This is a genomic window from Nonomuraea sp. NPDC050790 (assembly GCF_044456745.1).
Lineage (GTDB): Bacteria > Actinomycetota > Actinomycetes > Streptosporangiales > Streptosporangiaceae > Nonomuraea.
Map to the genome: position 1 here is coordinate 1,040,416 of NZ_JBITGF010000003.1, position 23,874 is coordinate 1,064,289.

General features: G+C 70.7%; 20 protein-coding genes. 11 read left to right on the forward strand and 9 right to left on the reverse strand.

What is annotated here, in order from left to right; all coding sequences use genetic code 11:
* Positions 1-3 precede the first annotated feature (3 nt).
* Together ACIBEJ_RS20030 and ACIBEJ_RS20035 are read left to right on the forward strand one after the other, a co-directional pair.
* Complete coding sequence (locus ACIBEJ_RS20030) at positions 4-504, forward strand: hypothetical protein (RefSeq protein ID WP_397184224.1); 501 nt, start codon at positions 4-6, stop codon at positions 502-504.
* Positions 501-2,027, forward strand: a complete 1,527-nt coding sequence (locus tag ACIBEJ_RS20035; protein WP_397184225.1) for an MFS transporter — start codon at positions 501-503, stop codon at positions 2,025-2,027. The genes ACIBEJ_RS20030 and ACIBEJ_RS20035 overlap by 4 nt, the downstream gene beginning before the upstream one ends.
* A gap of 123 nt (positions 2,028-2,150) precedes the next feature.
* On the opposite strand, the gene ACIBEJ_RS20040 is transcribed toward ACIBEJ_RS20035, so the two are convergent.
* From ACIBEJ_RS20040 to ACIBEJ_RS20055, 4 genes are read right to left on the reverse strand one after another with little or no spacing between them, the layout of a single operon-like run.
* Positions 2,151-2,663, reverse strand: coding sequence for an AAA family ATPase (locus tag ACIBEJ_RS20040; protein ID WP_397184226.1), 513 nt, complete (start codon positions 2,661-2,663; stop codon positions 2,151-2,153).
* On the reverse strand, positions 2,660-4,252 hold the full coding sequence (lysS, locus tag ACIBEJ_RS20045) for a lysine--tRNA ligase (protein WP_397184227.1): 1,593 nt from the start codon (positions 4,250-4,252) through the stop codon (positions 2,660-2,662). The genes ACIBEJ_RS20040 and lysS overlap by 4 nt, the downstream gene beginning before the upstream one ends.
* On the reverse strand, positions 4,249-5,655 hold the full coding sequence (locus ACIBEJ_RS20050) for a purine-cytosine permease family protein (RefSeq protein ID WP_397184228.1): 1,407 nt from the start codon (positions 5,653-5,655) through the stop codon (positions 4,249-4,251). The genes lysS and ACIBEJ_RS20050 overlap by 4 nt, the downstream gene beginning before the upstream one ends.
* A gap of 9 nt (positions 5,656-5,664) precedes the next feature.
* Positions 5,665-6,015, reverse strand: a complete 351-nt coding sequence (locus ACIBEJ_RS20055) for a YybH family protein (protein ID WP_397184229.1) — start codon at positions 6,013-6,015, stop codon at positions 5,665-5,667.
* Between the two features lie 77 nt (positions 6,016-6,092).
* On the opposite strand from ACIBEJ_RS20055, the gene ACIBEJ_RS20060 reads away from it, so the two are divergent.
* Together ACIBEJ_RS20060 and ACIBEJ_RS20065 are read left to right on the forward strand one after the other, a co-directional pair.
* Entirely contained in the window at positions 6,093-6,821 is a 729-nt protein-coding gene (locus ACIBEJ_RS20060; RefSeq protein WP_397184230.1) for a glycosyltransferase family 2 protein, read from the forward strand.
* The gene (locus tag ACIBEJ_RS20065) at positions 6,806-7,774 is read left to right on the forward strand and encodes a ketopantoate reductase family protein (protein ID WP_397184231.1); all 969 of its coding nucleotides are present in this window, start codon (positions 6,806-6,808) and stop codon (positions 7,772-7,774) included. Before ACIBEJ_RS20060 ends, ACIBEJ_RS20065 begins: the two co-directional genes overlap by 16 nt.
* On the opposite strand, the gene ACIBEJ_RS20070 is transcribed toward ACIBEJ_RS20065, so the two are convergent.
* Complete coding sequence (locus ACIBEJ_RS20070) at positions 7,740-8,267, reverse strand: DUF6886 family protein (protein WP_397184232.1); 528 nt, start codon at positions 8,265-8,267, stop codon at positions 7,740-7,742. The genes ACIBEJ_RS20065 and ACIBEJ_RS20070 overlap by 35 nt on opposite strands.
* A 113-nt stretch (positions 8,268-8,380) precedes the next feature.
* On the opposite strand from ACIBEJ_RS20070, the gene ACIBEJ_RS20075 reads away from it, so the two are divergent.
* Together ACIBEJ_RS20075 and ACIBEJ_RS20080 are read left to right on the forward strand one after the other, a co-directional pair.
* A complete protein-coding gene (locus ACIBEJ_RS20075; RefSeq protein ID WP_397184233.1) occupies positions 8,381-8,779 on the forward strand; it encodes a hypothetical protein in 399 nt (132 codons plus the stop codon).
* Between the two features lie 63 nt (positions 8,780-8,842).
* Positions 8,843-10,747 (forward strand): nitrate- and nitrite sensing domain-containing protein, encoded by a 1,905-nt coding sequence (locus ACIBEJ_RS20080; protein WP_397184234.1) that lies wholly within the window; start codon positions 8,843-8,845, stop codon positions 10,745-10,747.
* A 24-nt stretch (positions 10,748-10,771) separates the two neighbouring features.
* Here ACIBEJ_RS20080 and ACIBEJ_RS20085 read toward each other — a convergent pair whose 3' ends face one another.
* From ACIBEJ_RS20085 to ACIBEJ_RS20095, 3 genes are read right to left on the reverse strand one after another with little or no spacing between them, the layout of a single operon-like run.
* Positions 10,772-11,620: a TolB family protein gene (locus ACIBEJ_RS20085; RefSeq protein WP_397184235.1), complete on the reverse strand. Its 849-nt coding sequence runs from the start codon at positions 11,618-11,620 to the stop codon at positions 10,772-10,774.
* A 40-nt stretch (positions 11,621-11,660) separates the two neighbouring features.
* Positions 11,661-12,401: an MBL fold metallo-hydrolase gene (locus tag ACIBEJ_RS20090; RefSeq protein ID WP_397184237.1), complete on the reverse strand. Its 741-nt coding sequence runs from the start codon at positions 12,399-12,401 to the stop codon at positions 11,661-11,663.
* Between the two features lie 15 nt (positions 12,402-12,416).
* The gene (locus tag ACIBEJ_RS20095; protein ID WP_397184238.1) at positions 12,417-12,557 is read right to left on the reverse strand and encodes a hypothetical protein; all 141 of its coding nucleotides are present in this window, start codon (positions 12,555-12,557) and stop codon (positions 12,417-12,419) included.
* A gap of 314 nt (positions 12,558-12,871) precedes the next feature.
* On the opposite strand from ACIBEJ_RS20095, the gene rho reads away from it, so the two are divergent.
* The 3 genes from rho (at position 12,872) to ACIBEJ_RS20110 (ending at position 16,730) form a co-directional block, all read left to right on the forward strand.
* The gene (rho, locus tag ACIBEJ_RS20100; protein ID WP_397184239.1) at positions 12,872-13,954 is read left to right on the forward strand and encodes a transcription termination factor Rho; all 1,083 of its coding nucleotides are present in this window, start codon (positions 12,872-12,874) and stop codon (positions 13,952-13,954) included.
* Positions 13,955-13,970: 16 nt separating this feature from the next.
* Positions 13,971-14,822, forward strand: coding sequence for a putative RNA methyltransferase (locus ACIBEJ_RS20105; RefSeq protein ID WP_397184240.1), 852 nt, complete (start codon positions 13,971-13,973; stop codon positions 14,820-14,822).
* Between the two features lie 144 nt (positions 14,823-14,966).
* Entirely contained in the window at positions 14,967-16,730 is a 1,764-nt protein-coding gene (locus ACIBEJ_RS20110) for a prolyl oligopeptidase family serine peptidase (RefSeq protein WP_397184241.1), read from the forward strand.
* 121 nt (positions 16,731-16,851) lie between these two features.
* Here ACIBEJ_RS20110 and ACIBEJ_RS20115 read toward each other — a convergent pair whose 3' ends face one another.
* On the reverse strand, positions 16,852-18,393 hold the full coding sequence (locus ACIBEJ_RS20115) for a PP2C family protein-serine/threonine phosphatase (protein WP_397184242.1): 1,542 nt from the start codon (positions 18,391-18,393) through the stop codon (positions 16,852-16,854).
* A gap of 120 nt (positions 18,394-18,513) precedes the next feature.
* On the opposite strand from ACIBEJ_RS20115, the gene ACIBEJ_RS20120 reads away from it, so the two are divergent.
* The gene (locus ACIBEJ_RS20120) at positions 18,514-22,680 is read left to right on the forward strand and encodes a HAMP domain-containing protein (protein ID WP_397184243.1); all 4,167 of its coding nucleotides are present in this window, start codon (positions 18,514-18,516) and stop codon (positions 22,678-22,680) included.
* Between the two features lie 4 nt (positions 22,681-22,684).
* Complete coding sequence (locus ACIBEJ_RS20125; RefSeq protein WP_397184244.1) at positions 22,685-23,314, forward strand: two-component system response regulator; 630 nt, start codon at positions 22,685-22,687, stop codon at positions 23,312-23,314.
* Positions 23,315-23,874: the final 560 nt, after the last annotated feature.

The window sequence follows — 23,874 nt, forward strand, 5'->3', positions numbered from 1 at the left end:
CGCATGAACGACGGACACCCCCGGCTGGCGGTGGTCACAGGCTCGGACCACTCGGCGGCCATGGTGATCGCTGAGCGAGCCTGTGCGCACCACGGCCTGGAGGTCGACGTGATCGACCTCGAGGCCGCCTGCCTGCCGGATCCCGCGCCCGACAGGCCGACCACCGTCCGCGACCAGACGGCCGCCGGACAGGCCCGCGGTCTCGCTGCCCCAGGCGAGCGGGCCATCGTTCGCGACCTGACGGCCGGGCGGGCGCGTGGTCGTGCGGCCGAGCGTGTTCCGGAGCTGGTGCCGCCGGCCGTACACGATCTGAGGCCCTGGCTTGCCGCGGCGGAGGGGTTCGTGGTGGTCGCGGTCAGGACGTGGTCGTTGCGCAAGGCGGTGTTCTGGTGTGCCGAGGCGTGGCGGGGCAAGCCGGTCGCGCTCGTGAGCGACCCGGCGCTGCTGATCCCGTCGGCCATCGATCGCATGTTGCTGAAACTTCTCAGACAGGAATTCTCATGAACAAGGCTGGACCCCGGCAGTGGTTCGGGCTCTCGATACTTCTGCTGCCCACCGTGCTGCTCTTCCTGGCGATGACGGTGCTGTTCCTGGCCACGCCGCAGATCGCGGCGGACCTGGACCCGAGTGGCGCGCAACTGTTGTGGATCAATGACATCTACGGCTTCATGATGGCCGGACTGCTCGTCGCGATGGGCACCGTGGGCGACCGGATCGGGCGCAGGAAGGTGCTGCTGTTCGGCGCGGCGGCCTTCGGGGTGGCGTCGCTGCTGGCGGCACTGGCGCCGAACGCGGAGCTGCTGATCGCGGCCCGCGCGGTGATGGGCGTGGGCGCGGCGGCGGTGATGCCGTCGACGTTGTCGCTGATCAGCAACATGTTCAAGGACGACAGGCAGCGTGGCACCGCCATCGGCCTCTGGGCGGCCTCGATCTCCGTCGGCGTGGCGGTCGGACCGCTGGTGGGCGGGCTGCTGCTGGAGGCGTTCTGGTGGGGCGCGGCCCTGCTGGCGGGCGTGCCGGTGATGGCGATCGTGCTGGTCGGCGCGCCGTTCCTGATCCCCGAATACCGCGCGCCGAAGACCGGCGGGCTGGACCCGCTGAGCGTGGTGCTGTCGATGGCGACGCTGCTGCCGATCGTGTACGGGGTGAAGGAGCTGGCCAAGTCCGGTCCCGGAGCGGTCTCGCTGGGCACGCTCGCGGTCGGCCTGCTGCTCGGCGTGGTCTTCGTGCGCAGGCAGTTGCGGCTGGAGAACCCGCTGCTGGACGTGCGGCTGTTCGCCAACAAGGTGTTCAGCGGCGCCCTGGGCGTGTTCATGCTGAGCGCGGTGGCGCTGGGCGGGGTGTATCTGCTGTTCACGCAGTACCTGCAGCTCGTGGCGGAGCTCTCGCCGCTGGAGGCGGGGCTGTGGATCCTGCCCGCGGCGCTGGCGCTGGTGGCCGTCTCGACGTTGTCGCCGGTCATCGCCCGCCGGGTACGGCCGGCGTACGTGATCAGCGGCGGCGCGCTCCTGTCGGTGCTCGGTTACCTGCTGATGACCCAGGTGGGCAGCGTCGCCGGCCTGCCGATGCTGATCACCGGCTTCTACGTGCTCTACCCGGGCATCGCCCCGGCGATGGCGCTGAACACGGCCCTGGTGATCGGCTCCGCGCCGCCGGAGAAGGCCGGCGCCGCCTCCGCGGTGAACACCACCGCCAGCGACCTGGGCACCTCGCTCGGCGTCGCGGTCCTCGGCAGCGTGGGCACGGCCGTCTACCGTGCGGCGATGCCCGCCGGGGCGCCCGACACCCTGTCCGGGGCCCTGGTGGCCGCGGAGAGCCTTCCGGGGCAGACCGGCGAGGCGTTGGTGGCGGCGGCGCGCGCGGCCTACACCGACGGGCTGAACGTCGCGGGCGGCATCGCGGCGGCGCTGGTGGCCGGGGCGATCGTCCTGTCGCTGACGATGCTCAGGAAGGTCCCCGCCACGAACGCCCCCGCCCCCGAGCCCAAGCACGCGGCGCCGGAACAGAAGGAGGCAGTGGCGATCTGACCTGAGGGATGCGCCCCGGGGCCTGAGGCTCCGGGGCGCATCACCGTCCCAGGCGCCCGGAGCCCACAACTCCGGGCGCGGCGGCGTCCCAGACGCCCGGAGCCCACAGCCCCGGGAGTGTCACTAACCCAGTGTTGCCAGGATCTCCTCCACCGTCTCCTCCACGGTCAGGTCGCTGGAGTCGATCCAGTGCCCGATCCTCGGCGTCTGCGTCCTCAGCACGTGGTCGAGCCCCGCCACCGTCCAGTCCCCGTAGCCCGTCTTGGCCCGCTCACGCTCCCGCCGCTCCACCGACGCGGGAGACGGCGCGAGCACCACGACGTGCAGCGGCCGGCTGCGGATCAGCTTGGCGAGGTTCTCCAGCTCCGCCCCCAGCACCACGTCCTGAAGGATCGGCGTGAACCCGGCCTCGTAGTAGCGGTCGGCGACCTGGGCGGCGATCGCGTGGCGCAGCCGGAGCTGGCGGAGCGCCTCGTCGGACGGCCGCGCCGACATCTCGGCCCGCCCGCCGACCACCATCCTGCGGAAGACGTCGCCGCGCACGTGCGCCGACCTGGGCAGCCGTTCGGCCAGCGCCTGGGCGACCGTGGACTTGCCCGACGCGGAGATGCCCGTGAGCAGAATGACGCCTCTCATGGGGACAGCAGCGTACGCACCCGGCCGGCCCCCACCGCCAGCAGGAGGGTCGGCAGCCTGGGCCCGGTGTCGCGCCCGGTCAGCAGGTGGTACAGCAGCGCGAAGAAGGCCCGCTGCGCCTGCTTCAGCTCGGGAGTCGGCTTGGCGTCCACCGGGAGCCCGGCGACCAGCTTCGGCACGCCGTACACCAGCGTGGTGAGGCCCTCGACCGACCAGTGCTCGTCGAGGCCGTCGAGCAGGAGGCGCACCGACGCGGCGCTGTCGTCGTCGAGCGCGGCCAGGCGCTCGGCGTCGGGTTCGTCGCGTACGCGGGTGCGCTGCTCGGCGGGGACCTGCGTGTCCACCCAGCGCTGGGCGCGGTCGAGGCGGGGCCGTACCTCGTCCAGGGTGGCGACGCCGTCGACGTCGCCCAGGATGCGCAGGGTCTGGACCTCGTCGCCGGTGGTGATGTCGGCGACGGAGGCCAGTGTGCGGTAGGCGAGCGGGTGGGGCGTGGCGGGCAGCGCGGCGGCGGCCGTGGTGGTGGCCCGGGTGTGGGCGGCCTTCTCGGCGGGCAGGCCGCCCCCGCCCGCGATCTTGCGGCCGAGCGCGTCCCACTCGTCGTAGAGGCGCTGGATCTCCTGGTCGAAAGCGATCTTGAAGGACTGCTCGGGCTTGCGGCGGGCGTACAGCCAGCGCAGGACCGGAGCCTCCATGATCTCCAGGGCGTCGGTGGGGGTGGGCACGCCGCCCTTGGAACTGCTCATCTTGGCCATGCCGGTGATGCCGACGAAGGCGTACATGGGGCCGATGGGCTGCTTTCCGGCGAAGACCTCGCCGACGATCTGCTCGCCGACGATCCACGCCGAGCCGGGCGAGTGGTGGTCGACGCCCGAGGGCTCGAACACCACTCCCTCGTACGCCCACCGCATCGGCCAGTCGACCTTCCACACGAGCTTGCCCCGGTCGTGCTCGGCCAGCCGTACGCTCTCGCCGAAGCCGCACGCGCACGTGTAGGCCAGCTCCGTGCTCTCGTCGTCGTAGGCCGTCACGGTGGTCAGGTCGCGCTCGCACAGCGCACAGTAGGGCTTGTACGGCGAGTAGCGCTCGACGGGCTTGGTCCGGTACTGGCCGAGGATCGCGTCGATCTTGACCCGGTGTTCCATGGCGCGCAGGATCTGCTCGCGGTAGGCGCCCGCGGTGTAGCGCTCGGTCTGGCTGATGGCCTCGACCTCGACGCCGAGTTCGGCCAGCGCGGCGGTCAGCGGCGCCTTGAAGTGCTCGGCCCAGTTCGCGTGCTCGCTGCCGGGCGGCGCGGGCACGCTGGTCAGCGGCTTGCCGACGTGCTCGGCCCAGGACGGGTCGATGCCGGCGGGCACGCGGCGGAAGCGGTCGTAGTCGTCCCAGGACAGCAGGTGCACGCAGGCCCGCCCGCGGCGCCTGATCTCGTCGGCGACCAGGTGCGGGGTCATGACCTCGCGCAGGTTGCCCAGGTGGATCGGGCCGGACGGGCTCAGGCCGGAGGCGCAGACGATCGGTTTGCCCGGTGCGCGACGATCCGCCTCGGCGATGACATCGTCTGCGAACGTGGCGACCCAGTCTGCGATCATCGTCCCATTCTGGCAGCAGGGGGCCGCCATCCGAGGGTGATCAGGAAGTACAGCAGGCCGCCGAGCACGAGCGCCACGACGACGCCCACGTTGGCCGCGCCGAACGTGCCCGCCCGCATCTCCTCGCTCATGAGGAAGCCGACGAGGTTCGCGATGTTGGGGTCGGCGGAGGTGATCAGGCCGAGGCCGGTGACCGACGCGGCCACCAGCGCGATCAGGCCGGGCCAGTTGAAGGCGGGCCCGCCCGTCCGCAGCAGCGCCTCGTCGTAGCGGCTGCCGCGGCGCCACATGTCGACGAGGAAGACCGCGACCCAGGCGGCCATGACCACCCCGATGATCGACAGGAACGCCTGGAAGGTGGCCAGGAAGTTGCCGGAGACGAACAGCAGGTAGTAGCCGCCGAGGACCATCAGCACGCCGTCGAACAGCACGGCCAAATGCCGCTTCACCGGTACGCCCAGCGCCAGCATGGACAGTCCGGACGAGTAGATGTCCATGATCGCCCCGGCCAGGAAGCCCCCGATCGCGGCCAGCAGGTACGGCAGCAGGAACCACGTCGGCAGCGCCGCGGCCAGCGCGCCCACGGGGTCGGCGGCGGCCGCCTCGGCCAGCTTGGGGTCGCCGCCCGCCAGCAGCACGCCGAACACCAGCAGGACCATCGGCGGCAGCGCGCCGCCCAGCGTGGTCCAGAGCGTGATCGCCGAGCCCTTGGAGCGTGCGGGCAGGTAGCGCGAGTAGTCGGCGCCGCAGTTGACCCAGCCGAGGCCCAGCAGCGTCATCGCGAAGATCACGCCGCCCGCCCAGGCGCCGGGCCCGCCCGTCGTGGGCAGGGAGAGGCCGAGCTTGGGCAGCATGAGCGCCATGTAGACGACCGTCAGGACGACGAAGGCATAGGTCAGGTACCGCTGGACGGTCATGATCATGGCGTGGCCGTACACGCCGACGGCGATCGTGACCAGGGCGGCGACCACGAAGCAGATCGCCAGCGCGGTGGTCTGGCCCAGGCCGGGCGCGAGCCTGGTCAGGATGGCGGCGCCGCCCTGCGCGGAGAGCGTGACCAGCACGGTCTCCCAGCCGACGTTGGAGATGTAGGACAGCAGCGCGGGCAGTTTGTTGCCCTGGACGCCGAACGGGGCGCGGCCGAGCGTCATCGTCGGCACGCCGGACCGGGCTCCGCCGACGGCCACCAGGCCGACCAGCCCGAACGAGAGCAGGTAGCCGAGCGCTCCGGCGGCGATCGCGGGTACGACGCCGAGCCCGAGTCCCACGATGTAGACGCCGAAGGCGATGCCGAACAGGGACAGGTTGGCGGCCGCCCACGGCCAGACCAGGTCGAAGGGCCTGCCGCGGCGCTCGTGCTCCGGCACCGCGTTGATGCCGTTCCGCTCGACGGTCATCGTCATAGGCGGAGATTACAGCCGGGTGTTCTGGTCGTGCAGCAGCAGCCACGCGTCGCCGACGCGGGTGAAGACGAGGCTGACGAGGTTGCGCGCGTGGTAGTCGCCCTCGTGGTAGTCGGCCTCGTAGACCGAGACCAGCGTGCCCTCGGTCTCCTTTTCCCAAATCCGGCACATTTTCTGCGTCCAGTCAAGTTCGGAAAACCACTCGCGATGGAAGTCCAGGACCGCCTCGCGGCCTTCGAGTGTCTTGCCGTTCGGGAGGACCACGATCACGTCGTCGTGCAGGGTCTCCGCGTACGCCTCCAGGTCACGGTCGGCGATGGCCGCGAGGTGGGCTTCTATGGTTTTCTGGACAGAAATCATGATCTAAGGATATAGATCCATTAGCCGTGCAAGGCAATGTCAAGCCGCCTGCAGGCACGCGGGGAGACCTTGTCCCCATGAAGCACTCCGCCAGTGTCACCGTCGTGGTCCCGGCAATGAACGAAGCCGAGAACCTGCCTCACGTCTTCGCGACGCTGCCCTCCTGGATCGACGAGGTCATCCTGGTGGACGGCAACTCGACCGACGACACCGTCGCGGTCGCCCGCACGCTCCGCCCCGACCTGCACGTGGTCACGCAGACCGGCAGGGGCAAGGGCAACGCCCTCATCGCCGGCTTCGCCGCCGCCAAGGGCGACATCATCGTCATGATCGACGCGGACGGCTCGACCGACGGCCGCGAGATCGGCCGGTTCGTCGAGGCCCTGATCGAGGGCGCCGACTTCGCCAAGGGCTCGCGCTACGTGCCCGGCGGCGGCTCCAGCGACATCAGCGTGCTGCGCTCGTTCGGCAACCGGGTGCTGACCGGCCTGACCAACATGCTCTACGGAACGCGCTACACCGACCTCTGCTACGGCTACAACGCGTTCTGGGCCCGGCACCTCGACGCGATGGCGCTCGACTGCGACGGCTTCGAGATCGAGACGCTGATGAACGTGCGGGCCGCCCAGGCCGGTCTGCTCATCCAGGAGGTCCCGAGCCACGAGCACTGCCGCATCCACGGCGAGAGCAACCTGCACGCCGTGCGCGACGGCTGGCGCGTGCTGAAGACGATCCTGCGCGAGCGCAACCGGGGCATGGTCGCCACTCCGGCGCCTAGTAGCCTCGGATCATGCGCTATATCGTGATCGGCGCCGGCGCCGTTGGCGGCACCATCGGGGCCAAGCTCTTCCAGGGCGGCCACGACGTGCTGCTGATCGCCCGCGGCGCCCACTACGAGTCCCTCCGCGCGAGCGGCATGAAACTGATCTCCCCGTCCGGCTCCGAGACGCTGGGCATCCCGGTGTCCGACGGTCCCGTCCCCACGGGCGACGACGACGTGATCGTCCTGGCCACCAAGTCGCAGGACACCGTCGCCGCCCTGGACCCGTGGTCGCGCGACCTGCCGGTCGTGCTGGCCCAGAACGGCGTCGCCAACGAACCGGTCGCGTTGCGGCGCTTCGAGCGTGTCTACGGCATGTGCGTCTGGCTGCCCGCCCTGCACCTGGAGCCCGGCGTGGTCATCTCGTACGGCACGCCGCACCCCGGCATGCTCCACGTCGGCCGTTATCCACAGGGTGTGGACGACCTGGCCACGCAGGTGAGCGCGGATCTGGCCAAGAGCGGGTTCGTGGCGCGGGCCGTACCGGATGTCATGCGGTGGAAGCACGGCAAGCTGCTCGGCAACCTCGGCAACGCGGCCGAGGCCCTGTGCGAGCCCGGCGGCTACGGCGACATCCACCAGCAGGCGAGGACCGAGGCGATGGGCCTGCTCGACGCGGCCGGGATCGCCTTCACCACCCAGGACGACGAACGGCGCCTGCGCGGCCACCTCGTGGACCTCGCCCCGATCGACGGCGTCGCCAGAGGCGGCGGCTCGTCGTGGCAGAGCCTGGCCAGAGGCGCGGGCACCATCGAGGCCGACTACCTCAACGGCGAGATCGTGCTGCTGGCGCGCGAGCTCGGCCGGCCGGCGCCGGTCAACGAGGTGCTGCAGCGCGAGGCCAACCGGGCGGCCCGCGAGAAGCTGCCGCCCGGCTCGATGACCGCCGCCAAGCTCCAGGCGCTCATCGACGAGCGTTCCGCAGCCGTATCCCGCTGAACTCCAGCGTGCTGGCGGTGACCTCGTTCCAGAACGGCCAGAGGTTGTCCAGCACGCGCAACTGGATGCCGGCCTCCTCGTGCAGGTCGAAGAGATCGGTGACCGGCTCGGGCGGCCCGAGCGGCTCCACGGCGACCCTGGCCACGACCGCGTGCGGCGGGTCGCCGATGGGCGCGAAGGGGCCCGCGGGCAGCCGGTAGGCGAACAGCCGGACCTCCATGATCGCCTTGAGCCAGGCGTACTCGATGGCGTGCACCCGCTCGCCGCCGCCGGCGCCGATGATCCGCTCGGCGTCGCGCTCGGTCGTGCGCGGGCCCTTCCACGCCATCGCCCGCGGGCAGGCGCGCGGGAACCAGTAGTCGGGGCAGCGCTCCGGGCCCACCGCCCAGACGTACGGCTCCCGCTGCGTCGAGGTCTTCGCGACATGCGGCTCGAACCGCTTGATCGTCGGATCTTCCGAGAAGTGCAACACCTGTCCTGGTCCGGGTCTCATATGACCATCCTGACGCCCTGACCAGCCGGAAGCCTCCTTTCCCGCCCCGACACGGCGAAGGGCCCGCATATCCCCGCCCTGGACGGGCAGTTCGACGGTCGAGGTGAGTTCAGATGATCGTTTTGGGTCTTGTCCTAGTCCTGATCGCCACCGGTGCGATCGTGGTCGCGTCTATGGAGCCGAGCGCGACGGCCACCGACGCCTCCTTCACCGTCTTCGGCTACGGCTTCGCGCCGAACCATCTGGAGATGTTCGTCGCGGGCGCCGTCGTCGCGGCGGTCCTGCTGCTGGGCATCGCGATGGTCAACTCCGGCTCGCGCCGCGCGGCCATGCGTCGCAGGGCGCTGCGGCACAACCGCTCCGAGGCCGCCCGGCTGGAGGAGGAGAAGCGGGAGCTCGAACGCAAGCTGGAGCGCGAGCGTCACTCCGACGACCAGCGCGAACGTCACCCCGACGACCAGCTCGTGGCGGGCGCCCCGGCGCAGCGTCGTCCGGAGGATCGTCCGGCATAGCGGCTTTTATCCGGGTGTTCGGTGTATCGTGCGAGGCGCTCTCATCGTGCACCCGGAGGTCGCATGCCCCCCCAGCGTGGCCGCCCCATTGCGCTCAAGCTCCTCGTCCTGCTCTTCGTCCCGCTCATCTCGCTGGTGGGCCTGTGGGCGTTCGCGGCAGGACTGACCGGTGGCGACGGACTGCGCCTGCTGGAGATCAACAAGCTGGTCACGAACCTGTCCGACCCCGCCGAACAGGTCATCGTCCAGCTCCAGCAGGAGCGCCACCTGTCCGTCGAGCACATCTCCGGCAAGCGGCAGAGCGCGCAGGTCGCCAAGCAGCGCGGGCTGACCGACAAGACGCTGACGCGCTTCCACCGGCTCGCGGCCGCGCAGCAGGACCTCTCCCCCGAGATGGACACCCAGTTGCGCGGCCTCAGCACCGCCCTTGAGCAACTGCCCGACATCCGGCGCATCGCCTCCGGCGGCGCCCCGCGCGCCCTCGACGTGATCATCGGCTACAACCGGATCGTGGACGCGGCCTACCGCCTGCACGACGCCATGATCCTGGTCCCCGACACCTCGCTCTACCGGCAGGCGCACGCCGTCACCATGCTCGGCGAGGCCAAGGAGTTGCTCGCCCGCGAACGGGCCATGGTCGTGGTCGTGCTGGCCGCGGGCAAGGTCGGCGAGGCCGAGCGCGAGGCGTTCACCGGGATGGTGGCCAACCGGCGGCTGCTCTACACCCAGGCGCTGGCCCAGCTCGATCCCGGGCTGCGGCTGCCGTACGAGAGTCTGACCCAGGGGCCCGCCTACCGCGAGTTCCTCGAACTCGAGGACCTCCTGCGCAGCCAGGCCACCGTCAACGGCCTGCCCGCGGGCGCGGCCACCTGGCCCACCGACGCCGACAACCTGTGGGCCGCGGTCGAGCGCAACCAGATCTTCGCCGTCCAGGGCATCGTGGCGCGGGTCAACCCGGCCGCCAACGCCATCCTGCTGAAGATCGGCATCGCCGGCGGCGTCGGGCTGCTCGCCGTCATCGCCTCCATCGCGCTGTCCCTGCGCTTCCGCCGCCGCCTCGTGCGCGAGCTCGCCGCCCTGCGCGCCGCCGCCGCGGAACTGGCCGAGGTACGGCTGCGCGGCCTCGTCCAGCGCCTGAAGGCCACCACGACCCAGGCGCCCGAGCCGGTCCAGGTCATCCCGCTGGAGGTCGCGGCCGACACCTCCGAGGTGCGCGACATCATGCAGGCGTTCAACAGCGTGCAGTCCACCGCCGTGGAGGCCGCCGTCGGCCAGGCCAGGCTGCGCCACGGCGTCAACCAGGTCTTCGTCAACCTCGCCCGGCGCAACCAGTCGCTGCTGCACCGCCAGCTCCTGCAGCTCGACAGCATGGAGCGCGGCGCCGAGGACCCGGAGGCGCTGGCCGACCTGTTCAAGCTCGACCACCTGACCACGCGCATGCGCAGGCACGCCGAGAGCCTCATCATCCTGTCCGGCCAGGCGCCGGGACGCGGCTGGCGCAACCCGGTCCCGATCCTGGACGTGCTGCGCGCCGCCGTCGCCGAGGTGGAGGAGTACCAGCGGGTGGAGATCCTCCAGCCGCCCGCCCTCGCGCTGTCGGGCGCCGCCGTCACCGACGTCGCCCACCTCGTGGCCGAGCTGGTGGAGAACGCCACGCTGTTCTCGCCGCCGCAGACCCGCGTGGACCTGCGCAGCACGACCACGCCGCACGGGCTGACCATCGAGATCGAGGACCGCGGGCTCGGCCTGCCGCGCGCCGAGATCGACGAACTCAACGCGCGGCTGGAGGAGACGCCCGAGTTCGACCTGGCGCAGAGCGACCGGCTCGGGCTGTTCGTGGTGGCGCGGCTGGCGGCCAGGCACGACATCAGGGTCCGGCTCGGACCCTCGCCTTACGGCGGCCTGACCGCCCTCGTCGCGCTGCCCTCAGGGCTGCTTCACGAGCACGCGGCACTGGTCAACCGGTGACTCTCGTCGGCCGGTGACCTCTCGTCAGCCGGTGACCTGGAGCAGGGCCGCGTCCTTGGCGGCCGCGGGCTCGGTCAGGCGGCGTACCTCCTGGCCGTCCTTGTCGAGGATGACGACCCGGCCCGCGCTCCTGACCACCATGCTGCCGTCGGGCCGGTAGAAGGCGCCGGTCAGCCGGCCCTTCACCGGGATCGACAGCTTCTTGCCCGTGGTCGTGTCCAGCAGCACCGGCGAGAACGCCGACGGCCACGTCCCGTCGCCCAGCGCCTGCGGGTTGGCCGGGACCTGCACGACCACCCTGCTGCCGTCGGGCGACAGGCTCTGCACGTGGGTGACCCACTTGACGCCCCTGATCTTGGCCGCCTTGCCGGTCTTCGTGTCGAGCCGGTAGAGGCCGTTGGCCTCGCCCGTGTACCCCGCCAGGTAGCGGCCATCGGCCGACCACGCCAGGTGGCACACGCCCTTGGAGGAGCCGAGCTTGCGCGCGCCCGTGCCGTCGGCCCTGACCGCCATGACGGTCTCGCCCTGGACGTAGGCGACCTGCTTGGAGTCGGCCGACCAGGTCGGCGTCAGGCAGGGCGTGCCGCCCTGCAGCTTGGTGGCGACGGTCGTGAGCTTGCCGCCCGCTTTCACCACCAGCTTGCCGCCCTGGGTGATCCAGGCCGCCTTGCGGCCGTCGGGCGCCGCCGCCATCTGCGGCATCGCGCCCGTGCCCGCCAGCGTGCTCCAGCCCTCGCCCTTCTCGTACGCCCGTACCTTGCCGGTCTTGTCGTAGGAGAAGTAGACAAGCTTCTCCTGGGCCGCCGTGGCCGTCTGGGCCGTCATCGGCACGACCAGCGCGGCGCCGAGCACGACGCCTACAAGCACCTTCATGGAATTCCCCCCGCTCACGAAAACTGTCCCCTCTTTGATGTCACAACTGGACGAAGGGTTCGGGGAAATGCGACGTGGCGAGCAGCTTGTGTTGCGCGCGGACCCGGGCAACCTGGTCCAAACGGGTCTTCGCCGCCAGGTCCGAGTCGTCGTCGTAGACGTAGCGGATCGACGGGTCGGCGAGCTGCACCGGGTGGTGCAGGATGTCGCCGAAGATGGTCACGCCGTCGGTCTCGACGATCTGGTGGCCGGCGGTGTGGCCGGGCGTGAGCCGTACCCACAGGCCCGGGGAGAGCTGCGTGTCGCCCTCGACGACGTGCAGGCCGTCGCCGAGCGGGTCGAGTACGGCGGTCCTGATCGTGTCGGAGACGGCCTCGACCTCGGCGCGCTGGACCACGTGGCGGGCGTTGGGGAAGACGGGCACGCCGCCGGTCACCGAGCCGCCGCAGTGGTCGCTGTGCAGGTGGGTGATGACGACCGTGTCCACGTCCTCGGGCGCGGCGCCCGCGGCGGCCAGTTCGCCGAGCAGGCGGCCGGGCACCGGCGCCCACACCGCGGCGGGCGAGTCGGCCGCGCCGATGCCCGTGTCGACGAGCGTGAGCCGGCCGTCCTGCCCGCGCAGCAGGTAGCAGTGGAAGTGGAGCGTCCACAGGCCCTCGTCGGCGGGTGCGCCGAGGAAGGTCTCAAGGAACGGCAGGCGGAGTGCCGGGCCCATGGGGCCGACGGCGTCGCACAGAGGCGTGATCTCGACGCCTGCCACGGTGGTCGAAGGGTGGGGCATCCGCCCAGATTAGGGCTAAGCGGCCACCGGGTGCCTGGCGACGTAGTCGTTCTCCAGATCCGCGGCGTAGACGGCGCGGCAGCACGTGGAGCAGCGGTACATGATCGGGCCCTCGTCGAGCTCCGTCTGACACCTCGGGCACTGGGTGCTGGTCATGATGGCGATCCCCCTAGGACGTTCTGTCACAACTATGAAAGCTCCCGCGGATTGCAGCGTCCCTGCAGCCCGCTTGACATGTTCTACGCCGTCGTGCATCACATCTGGGGGGCGAACAAGCGAAGACCCCCCGGGAATAGCACCGAAGGGCTAGACGTTCTGGGGAGCGGAACGTGTGATACGTTTCGGAGCAGCGTCGAGCTGATGGCTCCGCTGCACTCCCCTTCTGGTGGCCCCGCCCGTGTTGAGGGCCCGGCCCACCGTCTTCACCACCTTAGCCGACCTGTGTCGGCATGCCCTCAAGGAGGGTCATCATGTCTGTGCAAACCATTCCCAAGCAGCGCTCGCAAGCCCCCGCGCGGCAGGTCACCGGCCTGCTCGACGTCCGGGGGAAGACCGCCCACCTGGGCGATCTGCGCATCCCCGCCGAGCGGGCCCACCAGCTCGAACTGCGCCACGGCGACCGGGTCGCCGGCGTCGCCGCCGGCGGCAAGCTGACCTCGGTCGAGAGCGTCAACGGCCGCGCCGACTGGCGCGAGCGGCCGCACTTCGCCGACCTCACCCCCATCCACCCCACGGAACGGCTCGCCATCGAGACCGACTCCCTGACCACGCGGGTCATCGACCTGTTCGCGCCCATCGGCAAGGGGCAGCGCGGGCTCATCGTGGCGCCGCCCAAGGCGGGCAAGACCATGGTCCTGCAGGCGCTGGCCGCCGCCGTCACCGCCAACCACCCCGAGGTCCACCTCATCGTGCTGCTCGTCGGCGAGCGGCCTGAGGAGGTGACCGAGATGCGTGCCACGATCTCCGGCGAGGTCTTCTCCTCGACCTTCGACCACCCCGACGCCGAGCACACCGCGATCGCGGAACTGGCCATCGAACGCGCCAAGCGCCTCGTGGAGCAGGGCGAGGACGTGGTCGTGCTGCTCGACTCGCTGACGCGGCTCGGGCGGGCGTACAACAACCTCTCGCCCGGGACCGGGCGCGTGCTGACCGGCGGGCTGGCGGCCGCCGCCCTCTACCCGCCCAAGCGCTTCTTCGGCGCCGCCCGCAACGTGCTCGACGGCGGCTCGCTCACCATCCTCGCCACCGCCCTGGTCGGCACCGGCTCCAAGCTGGACGACAGCCTGTACGAGGAGTTCAAGGGCACCGGCAACAGCGAGATCCACCTGACCAGGGACCTGGCCGAGAAGCGCCTGTTCCCGGCCGTGGACCTCGAGGCCTCCGGCACGCGCCGCGAGGAGATCCTGCTCGACGGCGGCGAGCGGCAGGTCGTGTGGAAGCTGCGCCGCATGCTCACCACGCTCGACCGCGGCAAGGGCACCGAGCTGCTCATCGGCAAGCTCCGCGAGACGCCCTCCAACGCCGCCTTCCTCCTCGAGGCCGCCGCGTCCTGAGGTCCACAATGGACGGATGCTCGCCGACGCCGTCCCGTACCTGCTCTGCCCCGTCTGCGGGGGCCCGTTCGAACTGCTGCCCGGCACGGTGCGCTGCGCCTCGGGTCACGCCTTCGACGTCGCCCGCCAGGGGTATGTGAGCCTGCTGACCGGCTCGAAGCCGCCGGGCACCGCCGACACGCCCCAGATGGTCGCCTCGCGGGAGGCGTTCCTGGGCGCGGGCCACTACGCGCCGCTCGCCGCCGAACTGGCCACGATCTGCTCGGACGCCTCCGTCGTCGTGGACGCGGGGGCCGGAACCGGCTACTACCTGGCGCGGGCGCTCGGCCCCTCGGCCGTCGGGATCGCCTTCGACGTCTCCAAGCACGCGGTGAAGCGGGCCGCGCGGGCGCACGAGCGCATCGGGGCCTTCGTCGGCGACGTGTGGCAGCCGCTGCCGATCGCCAGCGGGGTCGCGGACGTGGTGCTGGACGTGTTCGCGCCGCGCAACGGGCCGGAGTTCGCCCGCGTCCTGCGCGCGGGCGGGCGGCTGGTCGTGGTCACGCCGGCCGCCGGGCACCTGCGTCCGCTGGTCGAGGAGCTCGGGCTGCTCACGGTCGACGAGGACAAGCGCGAGCGCGTGGCGCGCGCTCTGCCGGACTTCGCTCTGGCCCGGCAGAGCGTGCTCGCCTACGATCTTGAGCTGGGCCCGGACGAGATCGCGGAAGTCGTCCGCATGGGCCCGAGCGCGTGGCATCTGGAGGATGATGTTCTGAGGGCCAGGATTTCCCGGCTCTTCGCTGAGAAAAACCTGGGGAAAGTGTCAACCAACGTGGCATTTGAACTGTCTATCTTCGTGACCGCACCACGATCAAGGCGCGTTCCTTGACGGACATATGCGACCCGTGTTACTGATGGGGTATTTAGTCCGAAATTCCCCCACATTCCTCAAGTATTTCCGCGACACAGGCGCAATACTGGACGCCAACCGCGCCCGGCAAGCGCGCGGTGCCAGAGGGAGGGGACGCGCCGGATGAAGGCGGAGGAACGCTGGCAGGCCAGGTTCCGGGCGCCGAGAATGACGTTGCCCACGTGGGCGCGCCAGGCCCCGAACCGCTCGATCTACAGGAGCAACGCCACCGGAACCTGGGAGCTGTACGCCTGGGACCGCACCGCCGGAGTCACCCGCCAGGTAACCGAGCAGCCCAAGGGCACCGCCCACGCCGCCATCGACCCCACCGGCCAGTGGATCTACTGGTTCGCCGACCCCGAGGGCGACGAGCTCGGCGGGTGGATGCGGCAGCCGTTCAACGGCGGCCCGGACGAGCCCGTGGACCCGTCCATCCCGGCCGGCCAGCCGGGCGGCATCTCCCTGTCGGCCACCGGCGCCGCCGCCATCAGCCTCGCCAGCGAGGGCTCCTTCCGCATCCACCTGGTCCAGCCGGACGAGCCCGCCAAGCTCCTCTACGAGCACACCGAGGCCGGCTGGGTCGCCGACATCTCCCTCGACGGCTCCCTCATCGCCATCAACCACGGCGAGTACGGCGACTTCCGCCGCCCCGCGCTGCGAGTGGTCCGCCCCTGCGGCGAGACGGTGGCCGAGCTCTACGACGGCCCCGACAAGGGCGTGATCGGCCTCAGGTTCGCGCCCCTCATGGGCGACCGCCGCCTGCTCACGCTGCACGAGCGCCGCAGCCGCCTCGAACCCCTGGTCTGGGACCCGGCCTCGGGCGAGCAGCGCGAGATCTGGCTCAAGGACCCGGGCGACCTCAACGCCGAGTGGTATTGCGACGCCCGCGCCCTGCTCATCACCCGCGAGGACCGCGCCCGCAGCTACCTGCACCGCTACGACCTGGGCGGCGGCGGCCTCACCCCGATCGAGACGCCCCACGGCGTGATCGACGAGGCGGCGCCGCGCCCCGGCGGCCACGTGGAGTACTCCTGGTCCAGCGGATCACGCCCGCCCGTGGTGCGCTCCAGCAACGGCCAGGTCGTGATGAACCCGGCGGGCCCGCCCGCACCGCCCAGCGTCCCGGTCGAGGACATCGACGTCGAGGGCCCCGGCGGGCGCATCCACGCGCTCATCTCCCGCCCGGAGAACGGCGCCGCGCCCTACCCGGCGGTGTTCCTGCTGCACGGCGGCCCGACCGCGCAGGACCGCGACTCCTACTCGCCCGAGGTCGCCGCGTGGGTGGACTCGGGCTACGCCGTGGTCCGGGTCAACTTCCGCGGCTCCACCGGCTACGGCACCGCCTGGCGCGACGCCCTGCACGGCGACGTCGGCCACATCGAGCTGGCCGACGTGGCGGCCGTGCGCGAGTGGGTGGTGGGCCGCGGCATCGCCGACCCGGAGCGCCTGGTGGTCGCCGGCACCGCGTGGGGCGGCTTCCTGGCGCTTCTGGCCATGGGCACCCAGCCCGACCACTGGCGGGCCGGCATCGCCGCGGTCCCGATCGCCTGCCACCAGACCTGCTACGAGGACGAGGCGGAGAGCCTGCGCGCCTACCAGCGCTCCCTGTTCGGCGGCTCGCCCGACGAGCAGCCGGAACGCTACACGGCCAGCTCGCCCATCACCTACGTGGACCGGGTCAAGGGTCCCGTGCTGATCCTCGCGGGCGAGAACGACACGCGCTGCCCGCTGCGGCAGATCGAGAAGTACGTGGCGAAACTCGCCGAGCATGGGCGCGAGCATGAGATCTACACCTATGACGCGGTTCGCGGGTCGCTGGTGGTTTCCGAGCGCATCGCGCAAATGGCACTCCAGTTGGATTTTGCCAGGAAACATACTCACCATTAAGGGCTGCCGGAAACGCGTAACGGCGGGTGCTGTGTCCGGCTGCCGGGCGCCGTCGGACCGGCGCCGGGACGCGGCGGCGGGAGGGGCCCAGTTGGCTTTGCCGTAAAGAAAAGAAGAAACGTCAGCGCGCGCGCAGGACCAGGATCGCGAGGTCGTCGGCGCTCGGCTCGGGCGCGAAGTCCTCGGCGGCGCGGCGGATGCGCTCGGCGACCGCGCGCGCGGACAGCCCCACGCACTCGGCCAGCAGCTTGGCCAGGCCGCCGCCGTCGTCCAGCAGCCGGCCGCCGCTGCGGCGCTCGGTCACGCCGTCGGTCACCGCCAGCAGCACGTCGCCGTGGTCGAGGTGGATCGTGTCGGCCTCGAACTGCACCTCGGGGAAGACGCCCAGCAGCGACTGCGGCGTCGTCACCGCCTCCACCACGCCGCTCGGCTTCAGGCGCAGCGCCTCGGGGTGGCCGGCCGACACCAGGCGTACCTCCAGGCCGCTCGGCAGCGGCGTGATGTCGCCATGGAGCAACGTGAGGAAGCGGGCCCGCTCGCCCTCCTCCAGGATGGCCTGGTTGAGCCGGCCCAGGACGGCGGCCACGCCGTAGCCCTCGCGGGCCAGCAGGCGCAGCGTGTGGCGGGCCAGGCCGGTGACGGCGGCCGCCTCGGGGCCGGTGCCGCAGACGTCGCCGATGGCGAAGCGCCAGGAGTCCTCGGCGGCGAACAGGTCGTAGAAGTCGCCGCCCACCTCGTTGGCCTCGCCCGCGGGCTCGTAGACGACGCCGTAGTCGAGGCCGGGCACCTCGGGCTCGTTGGGCGGCAGCAGGCTGCGCTGCAGGGCGCGGTTGGCGGCGGCCTGCTGGGCGTACAGGCGGGCGTTGTCCATCGCGAGCGCGGCGCGGCGGGCGATGTCGTCGGCGAACTGCACGACCTCGTCGGGGAAGCGGTCGCCGCGGCCCAGGCACATCATGCCGAGCTGGCGGCCACGCGCCGTCAGCGGGACCGCGAGCACCTGCGAGCCGTCGAGGTGGACGACGGAGGTGGCGCGCGTGTCGGCGTCGTCGATGCCGATCACGGCCAGTTCCTCCCGCAGGCCGTCGATGCGGGCCTCGTCGGCGTGCCACAGGTACGCCAGCCGCAGCGGCCCCACCACGCCGTCGGTGGTGTAGACGGCGCACCAGTTCGACAACCTGGGCACCACGATCTGGGCGATGATCGCGGGCACCATGTCCGGGTCGAGCGTGCCGGCGAGCAGATCGCTCGCGTCGGCCAGGAACCCCAGCCAGTGGGGGCCTCTGGAGGAGTCCTCCGCCCATTCGGCGGCCACTCTCTCCGAGGAACCAGGTAGCGTGAGCCTTGCCCAATGGACACGGGAATCGCCCGCGAAGGTGATCCCCCATTCCTCCACCTCGACCGAAGGACCCTTCGGGTCGGCCTGGGGAGCCGTACGCTGCCGTAGCTCGACCTGCACCGCGTCGCCGAAATGTTTCCAGATGACCTCGAATGGTTCGTCCGCCACCTGAGCAGCGAGTTCACCGGCGATCTGCTCCGCGTCCTGCAGCACGGCGGTCACCGCCCAGGCGGTCATCACCTCTCGGGTGAACCTCCTGGCAGCGGGCACGGCTGACTCACCCGGCGCGAACGTCGCGGCGAGCAGCGCGTGGGGAGATGCAGTCATCCCACCGTGCCTACCACAATTACCGCTGACATGGGGTAAATCCAAGGACAGGACTACGAGCTACTCATCGTGACAGACTTGAATCACTCCCGGCGGCACCCCGGGAGTGAAGGAGGCCCCATGACCACGGCCAAAATCGCGCCAACCCCGGAGGAGAGGACCTACACGGAGTCGGATCTGGTTCCGATTCTGGAGACCCTCTTCTCCTGGCGCGACGGCGACTTCCGACGTCGTGTCCCGCACGCCCCCGCGGGCATCCTCAGTGAGGTGCGGCTGCTGCTCAACGAAGTGGCCGACCGGCGCGAGCATCTGGCGAACGAGCTCGTTCGCGTCAGGAAGGAAGTGGTCAAGGAGGGCCGGTTCGGCGAACGGCTGACGCCCGGCCCCGGCGTCGGAGCCTGGGCGGAGAGCGTCGAGTCGGTCAACATGCTGATCGACGCGCTGGTGAGCCCGGTCAGCGGCGCCGCCGACGTGATCGACGCCGTGGCCAAGGGCGACCTGTCCCGGCGCATCGACCTCGACCGCTCGGCCAGGGGCGAGGTACGCAGGCTGGGCAAGGCCATCAACGGCATGGTCGAGCAACTGGCGCTGTTCAACTCCGAGGTGACCAGGGTGGCCCGCGAGGCGGGCACCGAGGGCCGGCTGGGCGGCAGCGCGAACCTGCGCGGCATGTCGGGAAGCTGGCGCGACCTGACCGAGGCCGTGAACACGATGTCCTCGCGCGTGGCCGCGCAGGTGCGCGACATCGCGGTCGTGACCACCGCGGTGGCCAAGGGCGACCTGAGCCGCAAGGTGACCGTCGACGCGGTCGGCGAGATGTTCGAGCTGAAGAACACCGTGAACACCATGGTCGACCAGCTCTCGGGCTTCGCCGAAGAGGTGACCCGAGTCGCCCGCGAGGTCGGCACGGAGGGCCAGCTCGGCGGCCAGGCGCAGGTGAGCGGCGTGTCCGGGGTCTGGAAGGACCTCACGGACAACGTGAACTTCATGGCCGACAACCTGACCTCCCAGGTACGCAGCATCGCGACCGTGGCGACGGCGGTGGCGCAGGGCAACCTGTCCAAGAAGATCACGGTCGACGCCCAGGGCGAGATCCTGCAGCTCAAGGACACCCTGAACACCATGGTCGACCAGCTCTCCAGCTTCGCCGACGAGGTGACCCGAGTCGCCCGCGAGGTCGGCACCGAGGGCAAGCTGGGCGGGCGCGCCGAGGTGAAGGGCGTGTCGGGCGTCTGGAAGGACCTCACCGACAACGTCAACTCGATGGCCAACAACCTGACCTCCCAGGTACGCAACATCGCCCAGGTCACCACCGCCGTGGCCAACGGCGACCTGACCCGCAAGATCGACGTGGACGCCCAGGGCGAGATCCTGGAGCTGAAGTCGACCATGAACACGATGGTCGAGCAGCTCTCGTCCTTCGCCTCCGAGGTGACCCGAGTCGCCCGCGAGGTCGGCACCGAGGGCCAACTGGGCGGCCAGGCCCAGGTACGCGGCGTGTCCGGGGTCTGGAAGGACCTCACCGAGAACGTGAACTTCATGGCCAACAACCTCACCTCCCAGGTGCGGCAGATCGCGGCCGTCTCCTCCGCGGTGGCCCAGGGCAACCTGTCCAAGAAGATCACCGTCGACGCCCAGGGCGAGATCCTGCAGCTCAAGGACACCCTGAACACCATGGTCGACCAGCTCTCCAGCTTCGCCGACGAGGTCACCCGAGTCGCCCGCGAGGTCGGCACCCAGGGCCAGCTCGGCGGCCAGGCCCGCGTGCAGGGCGTGTCCGGTGTGTGGAAGGACCTCACCGACAACGTCAACTTCATGGCCAACAACCTGACCTACCAGGTGCGCAACATCGCCGAGGTCACCACCGCCGTGGCCAACGGCGACCTGACCCGCAAGATCGACGTGGACGCCCAGGGCGAGATCCTCGCGCTCAAGACCACCATCAACCGGATGGTCGACCAGCTTTCGAGCTTCGCCTCCGAGGTGACCCGAGTCGCCCGCGAGGTCGGCTCCGAGGGCAGGCTGGGCGGCCAGGCCCGGGTGGAAGGCGTCGAGGGCACCTGGAAGCGCCTGACCGAGTCCGTGAACGAGCTGGCCGGCAACCTCACCACGCAGGTGCGCGCCATCGCCACCGTGACCAGCGCCGTGGCCCAGGGCGACCTGACCCGCTCCATCGCCGTCGAGGCGCAGGGCGAGCTGGCCGAGCTCAAGGACAACGTCAACTACATGGTGGCCAACCTCCGCGAGACCACCCAGGCCAACCAGGAACAGGACTGGCTCAAGTCCAACCTGGCCCGCATCTCCCGGCTCATGCAGGGCCACCGCGACCTGTTCGAGGTGGCCAAGCTGATCATGAGCGAGCTGACGCCGCTCGTCTCCGCCCGCTACGGCGCCTTCTACGGCCGCGCCCCCGAGGGCGAGCACGACCTCGTCCTCATCGGCGGCTACGGCGTGCGCCCCGACCGCGGGCCCCGGCAGAAGTTCGCCATCGGCGAGGGCATGGTCGGCCAGGCCGCGGCCGAGGGCAGGCACATCATCCTCGACAACGTGCCGGCCGGGTTCATCACCATCGACAGCGGCCTGAGCTCCTCCACTCCGGCGCAGATCGTGGTGCTGCCGATCCTGTTCGAGAGCCGGGTGCTGGGCGTGCTGGAGCTGGCCTCGTTCACGCCGTTCGGCGAGGTCCACCTCGACTTCCTCACCCAGCTCGTCGAGACCATCGGCGTCACGATGAACACCATCATCGCCAACTCCCGCACCGAGGACCTGCTGACCGAGTCGCAGCGCCTGACCCGCGAGCTTCAGGAGCGCTCGGACGAGCTCCAGCGCCAGCAGGAGGAACTGCGCAGGTCCAACTCCGAGCTGGAGGACAAGGCGGGGCTGCTGGCCAAGCAGAACCGGGCGATCGAGATCCAGAACTTCCAGATCGAGCAGGCCAGGCGGACCCTGGAGGAGCGGGCCGAGCAGCTCGCCGTCTCCAACCGCTACCGGTCGGAGTTCCTGGCGAACATGTCGCACGAGCTGCGTACCCCGCTCAACAGCCTGCTCGTGCTCGCCAAGCTGCTCACCGAGAACGCCGAGGGCAACCTGACCTCGCAGCAGGTCGAGTTCGCCCGCACGATCCACGGCGCGGGCTCGGCGCTGCTGCAACTGATCAACGACATGCTCGACCTGTCCAAGGTCGAGGCGGGCCGGATGGACATCCACCCGGCCACGCTCTCGACGCCGAAGCTGGTCGACTACGTGGACGCGGCGTTCGCGCCGCTGGCCCAGGACAAGGGGCTGGCCTTCAGCGTCGAGGTCGACGAGGGCGTGCCGCAGGAGATCAACACCGACGAGCAGCGGCTGCAGCAGGTGCTGCGCAACCTGCTGTCCAACGCGGTGAAGTTCACGCCGAAGGGCGAGGTCAAGATGCGCGTGGTCCGCGCGCCGTCCGGCATCGACTACGACGACGCGATCCTGCGCCAGGCCGACGACCTGCTCGCCTTCGAGGTGATCGACACCGGCATCGGCATCGCGCCGGACAAGCGCGAGGTCATCTTCGAGGCGTTCCGCCAGGCCGACGGCACCACCAGCCGCAAGTACGGCGGCACCGGCCTCGGCCTGTCGATCTGCCGCGAGATCGCCCGCCTGCTGGGCGGCGAGATCCACGTGGACAGCGAGCTCGGCAAGGGCAGCACGTTCACCCTCTACCTGCCCGCCTCCTACACCGGCCCGCTTCCGGCCGGCGACGGCGGCGCGGCCAGGCGCCAGGTGCTGGCGATGCCGGTGGAGGAGCCCACGGTCATGACGCCCGAGCCGCCGCTCCCCATGGACCTGCAGATGCCCGACCTGGCCGAGCAGAGCGAGACCACCCAGTGGCAGGGCGACGACCCGCTGGCCGGGGCCAAGATCCTCATCGTGGACGACGACATCCGCAACGTCTTCGCCCTCACCAGCGTCCTGGAACGCCACGGCTCCACCGTCGTCTACGCCGAGAACGGCCGCGAGGGCATCGAGCAGCTCGAGCGCAACGAGGATGTCGCCCTCGTCCTGATGGACATCATGATGCCCGAGATGGATGGCTGGGCGACGACCTCGGCCATCCGCCGCATGCCGCAGTTCGCAGACCTGCCGATCATCGCGTTGACCGCTAAGGTCATGCGGGGCGATCGTGAGAAGAGCATCGCCTCAGGTGCTTCCGACTACGTGCCCAAGCCAGTCGACGTGGACCGCCTGCTCGAACGACTGCGCGGTTGGCTCAGCCGTGGGCGGGTGAGCACGACCGACTCAGCAGAAGGATCGTGATCGAGTGCCGGACCGAGCGAAGATCCTCCTGGTCGACGACCGGGAGGAGAACCTCATCGCCCTTGAGGCCATCCTCAGCTCACTCGACCTCGTGCCCGTGCGGGCCAGGTCGGGCGAGGAGGCCCTCAAGGCGCTGCTAAACACCGAATTCGCGCTCATCCTGCTGGATGTGCGGATGCCGGGCATGGACGGCTTCGAAACGGCCGCCCACATCAAGCGGCGCGAGCGTACCCGGAACATCCCGATCATCTTCCTGACCGTGGTCGACAGCGCACCCGACTACGCCTTCCGCGGGTATGCGGCGGGCGCGGTCGACTACCTCACCAAACCGTTCGACCCGTGGGTGCTGCGGGCGAAGGTGTCGGTGTTCGCCGAGCTCTACAACATGAACAAGCGGCTGGCCGAACAGGCGTCGCTGCTGCGCGACCGGATGTCGGCCGAGCTGCCGCCGGGGGCGTCGGTGCAGGGGTCTGTGCTGCCCGAGCTGTCGCGGCGGTTGGCGGCGGTGGAGGACGAACTGGCCCGGGTGCGCGAGCTGGCCCGCAAGTCCCAGGACCAGGTCCTCTCCGCGCCCCTCTCCGACCTCACCGAGCGCGTCTCCAACCTCCGCGCCGGCTTCGACGCGCTCTCGTAGCGGCTCTCTGCTTTTCTGGGTCCTTGCCGTTTCTAGGGGTTCTGGCCGTTTTTCCGTTACGGCCAGCCCCCGCCCACGCCACCCGCCGACGTGGGCTCGCGCCGATCGGGGGGATCGCTTCTCACGTCGGACGTGGTCCCCACCGCAACGACCCTTCGTCACCCCCCTCCCACGGACCAAGCTTCCCGGCCAGCCACCCCCGGCGCCTGGCCGCCCTCCCGTGCCCGGTGACCATCCCTGCCCCGGCGGCCCGCCCGCCCTCCCCTGGCCAGCGGCCGCCCCGGCCACCTGCCCGCCTCATCAGCCTGGCCACCTCTCGCGCCCCGGTCGCCCCCTCGCGCCCTTGGCACCCCGCCACCCTCGCGCCCCCGCCACCCTCGCGCCCTCGCGCCCTTGGCGTCCTTGGGTCCTCGCGCCCTTGGCGTCCTTGGGTCCTGGCCGGCCTCGTGTGATGGTCGCCCTGGCTGGTCTCGTGCCTTGGCCGGTGGGGTTGTGGGTGATCATTGGCCTGCTGTGGGGCGGGCGCTTGCTTGGGGTGGTGGCGTCTCCCAAGGGGGTGG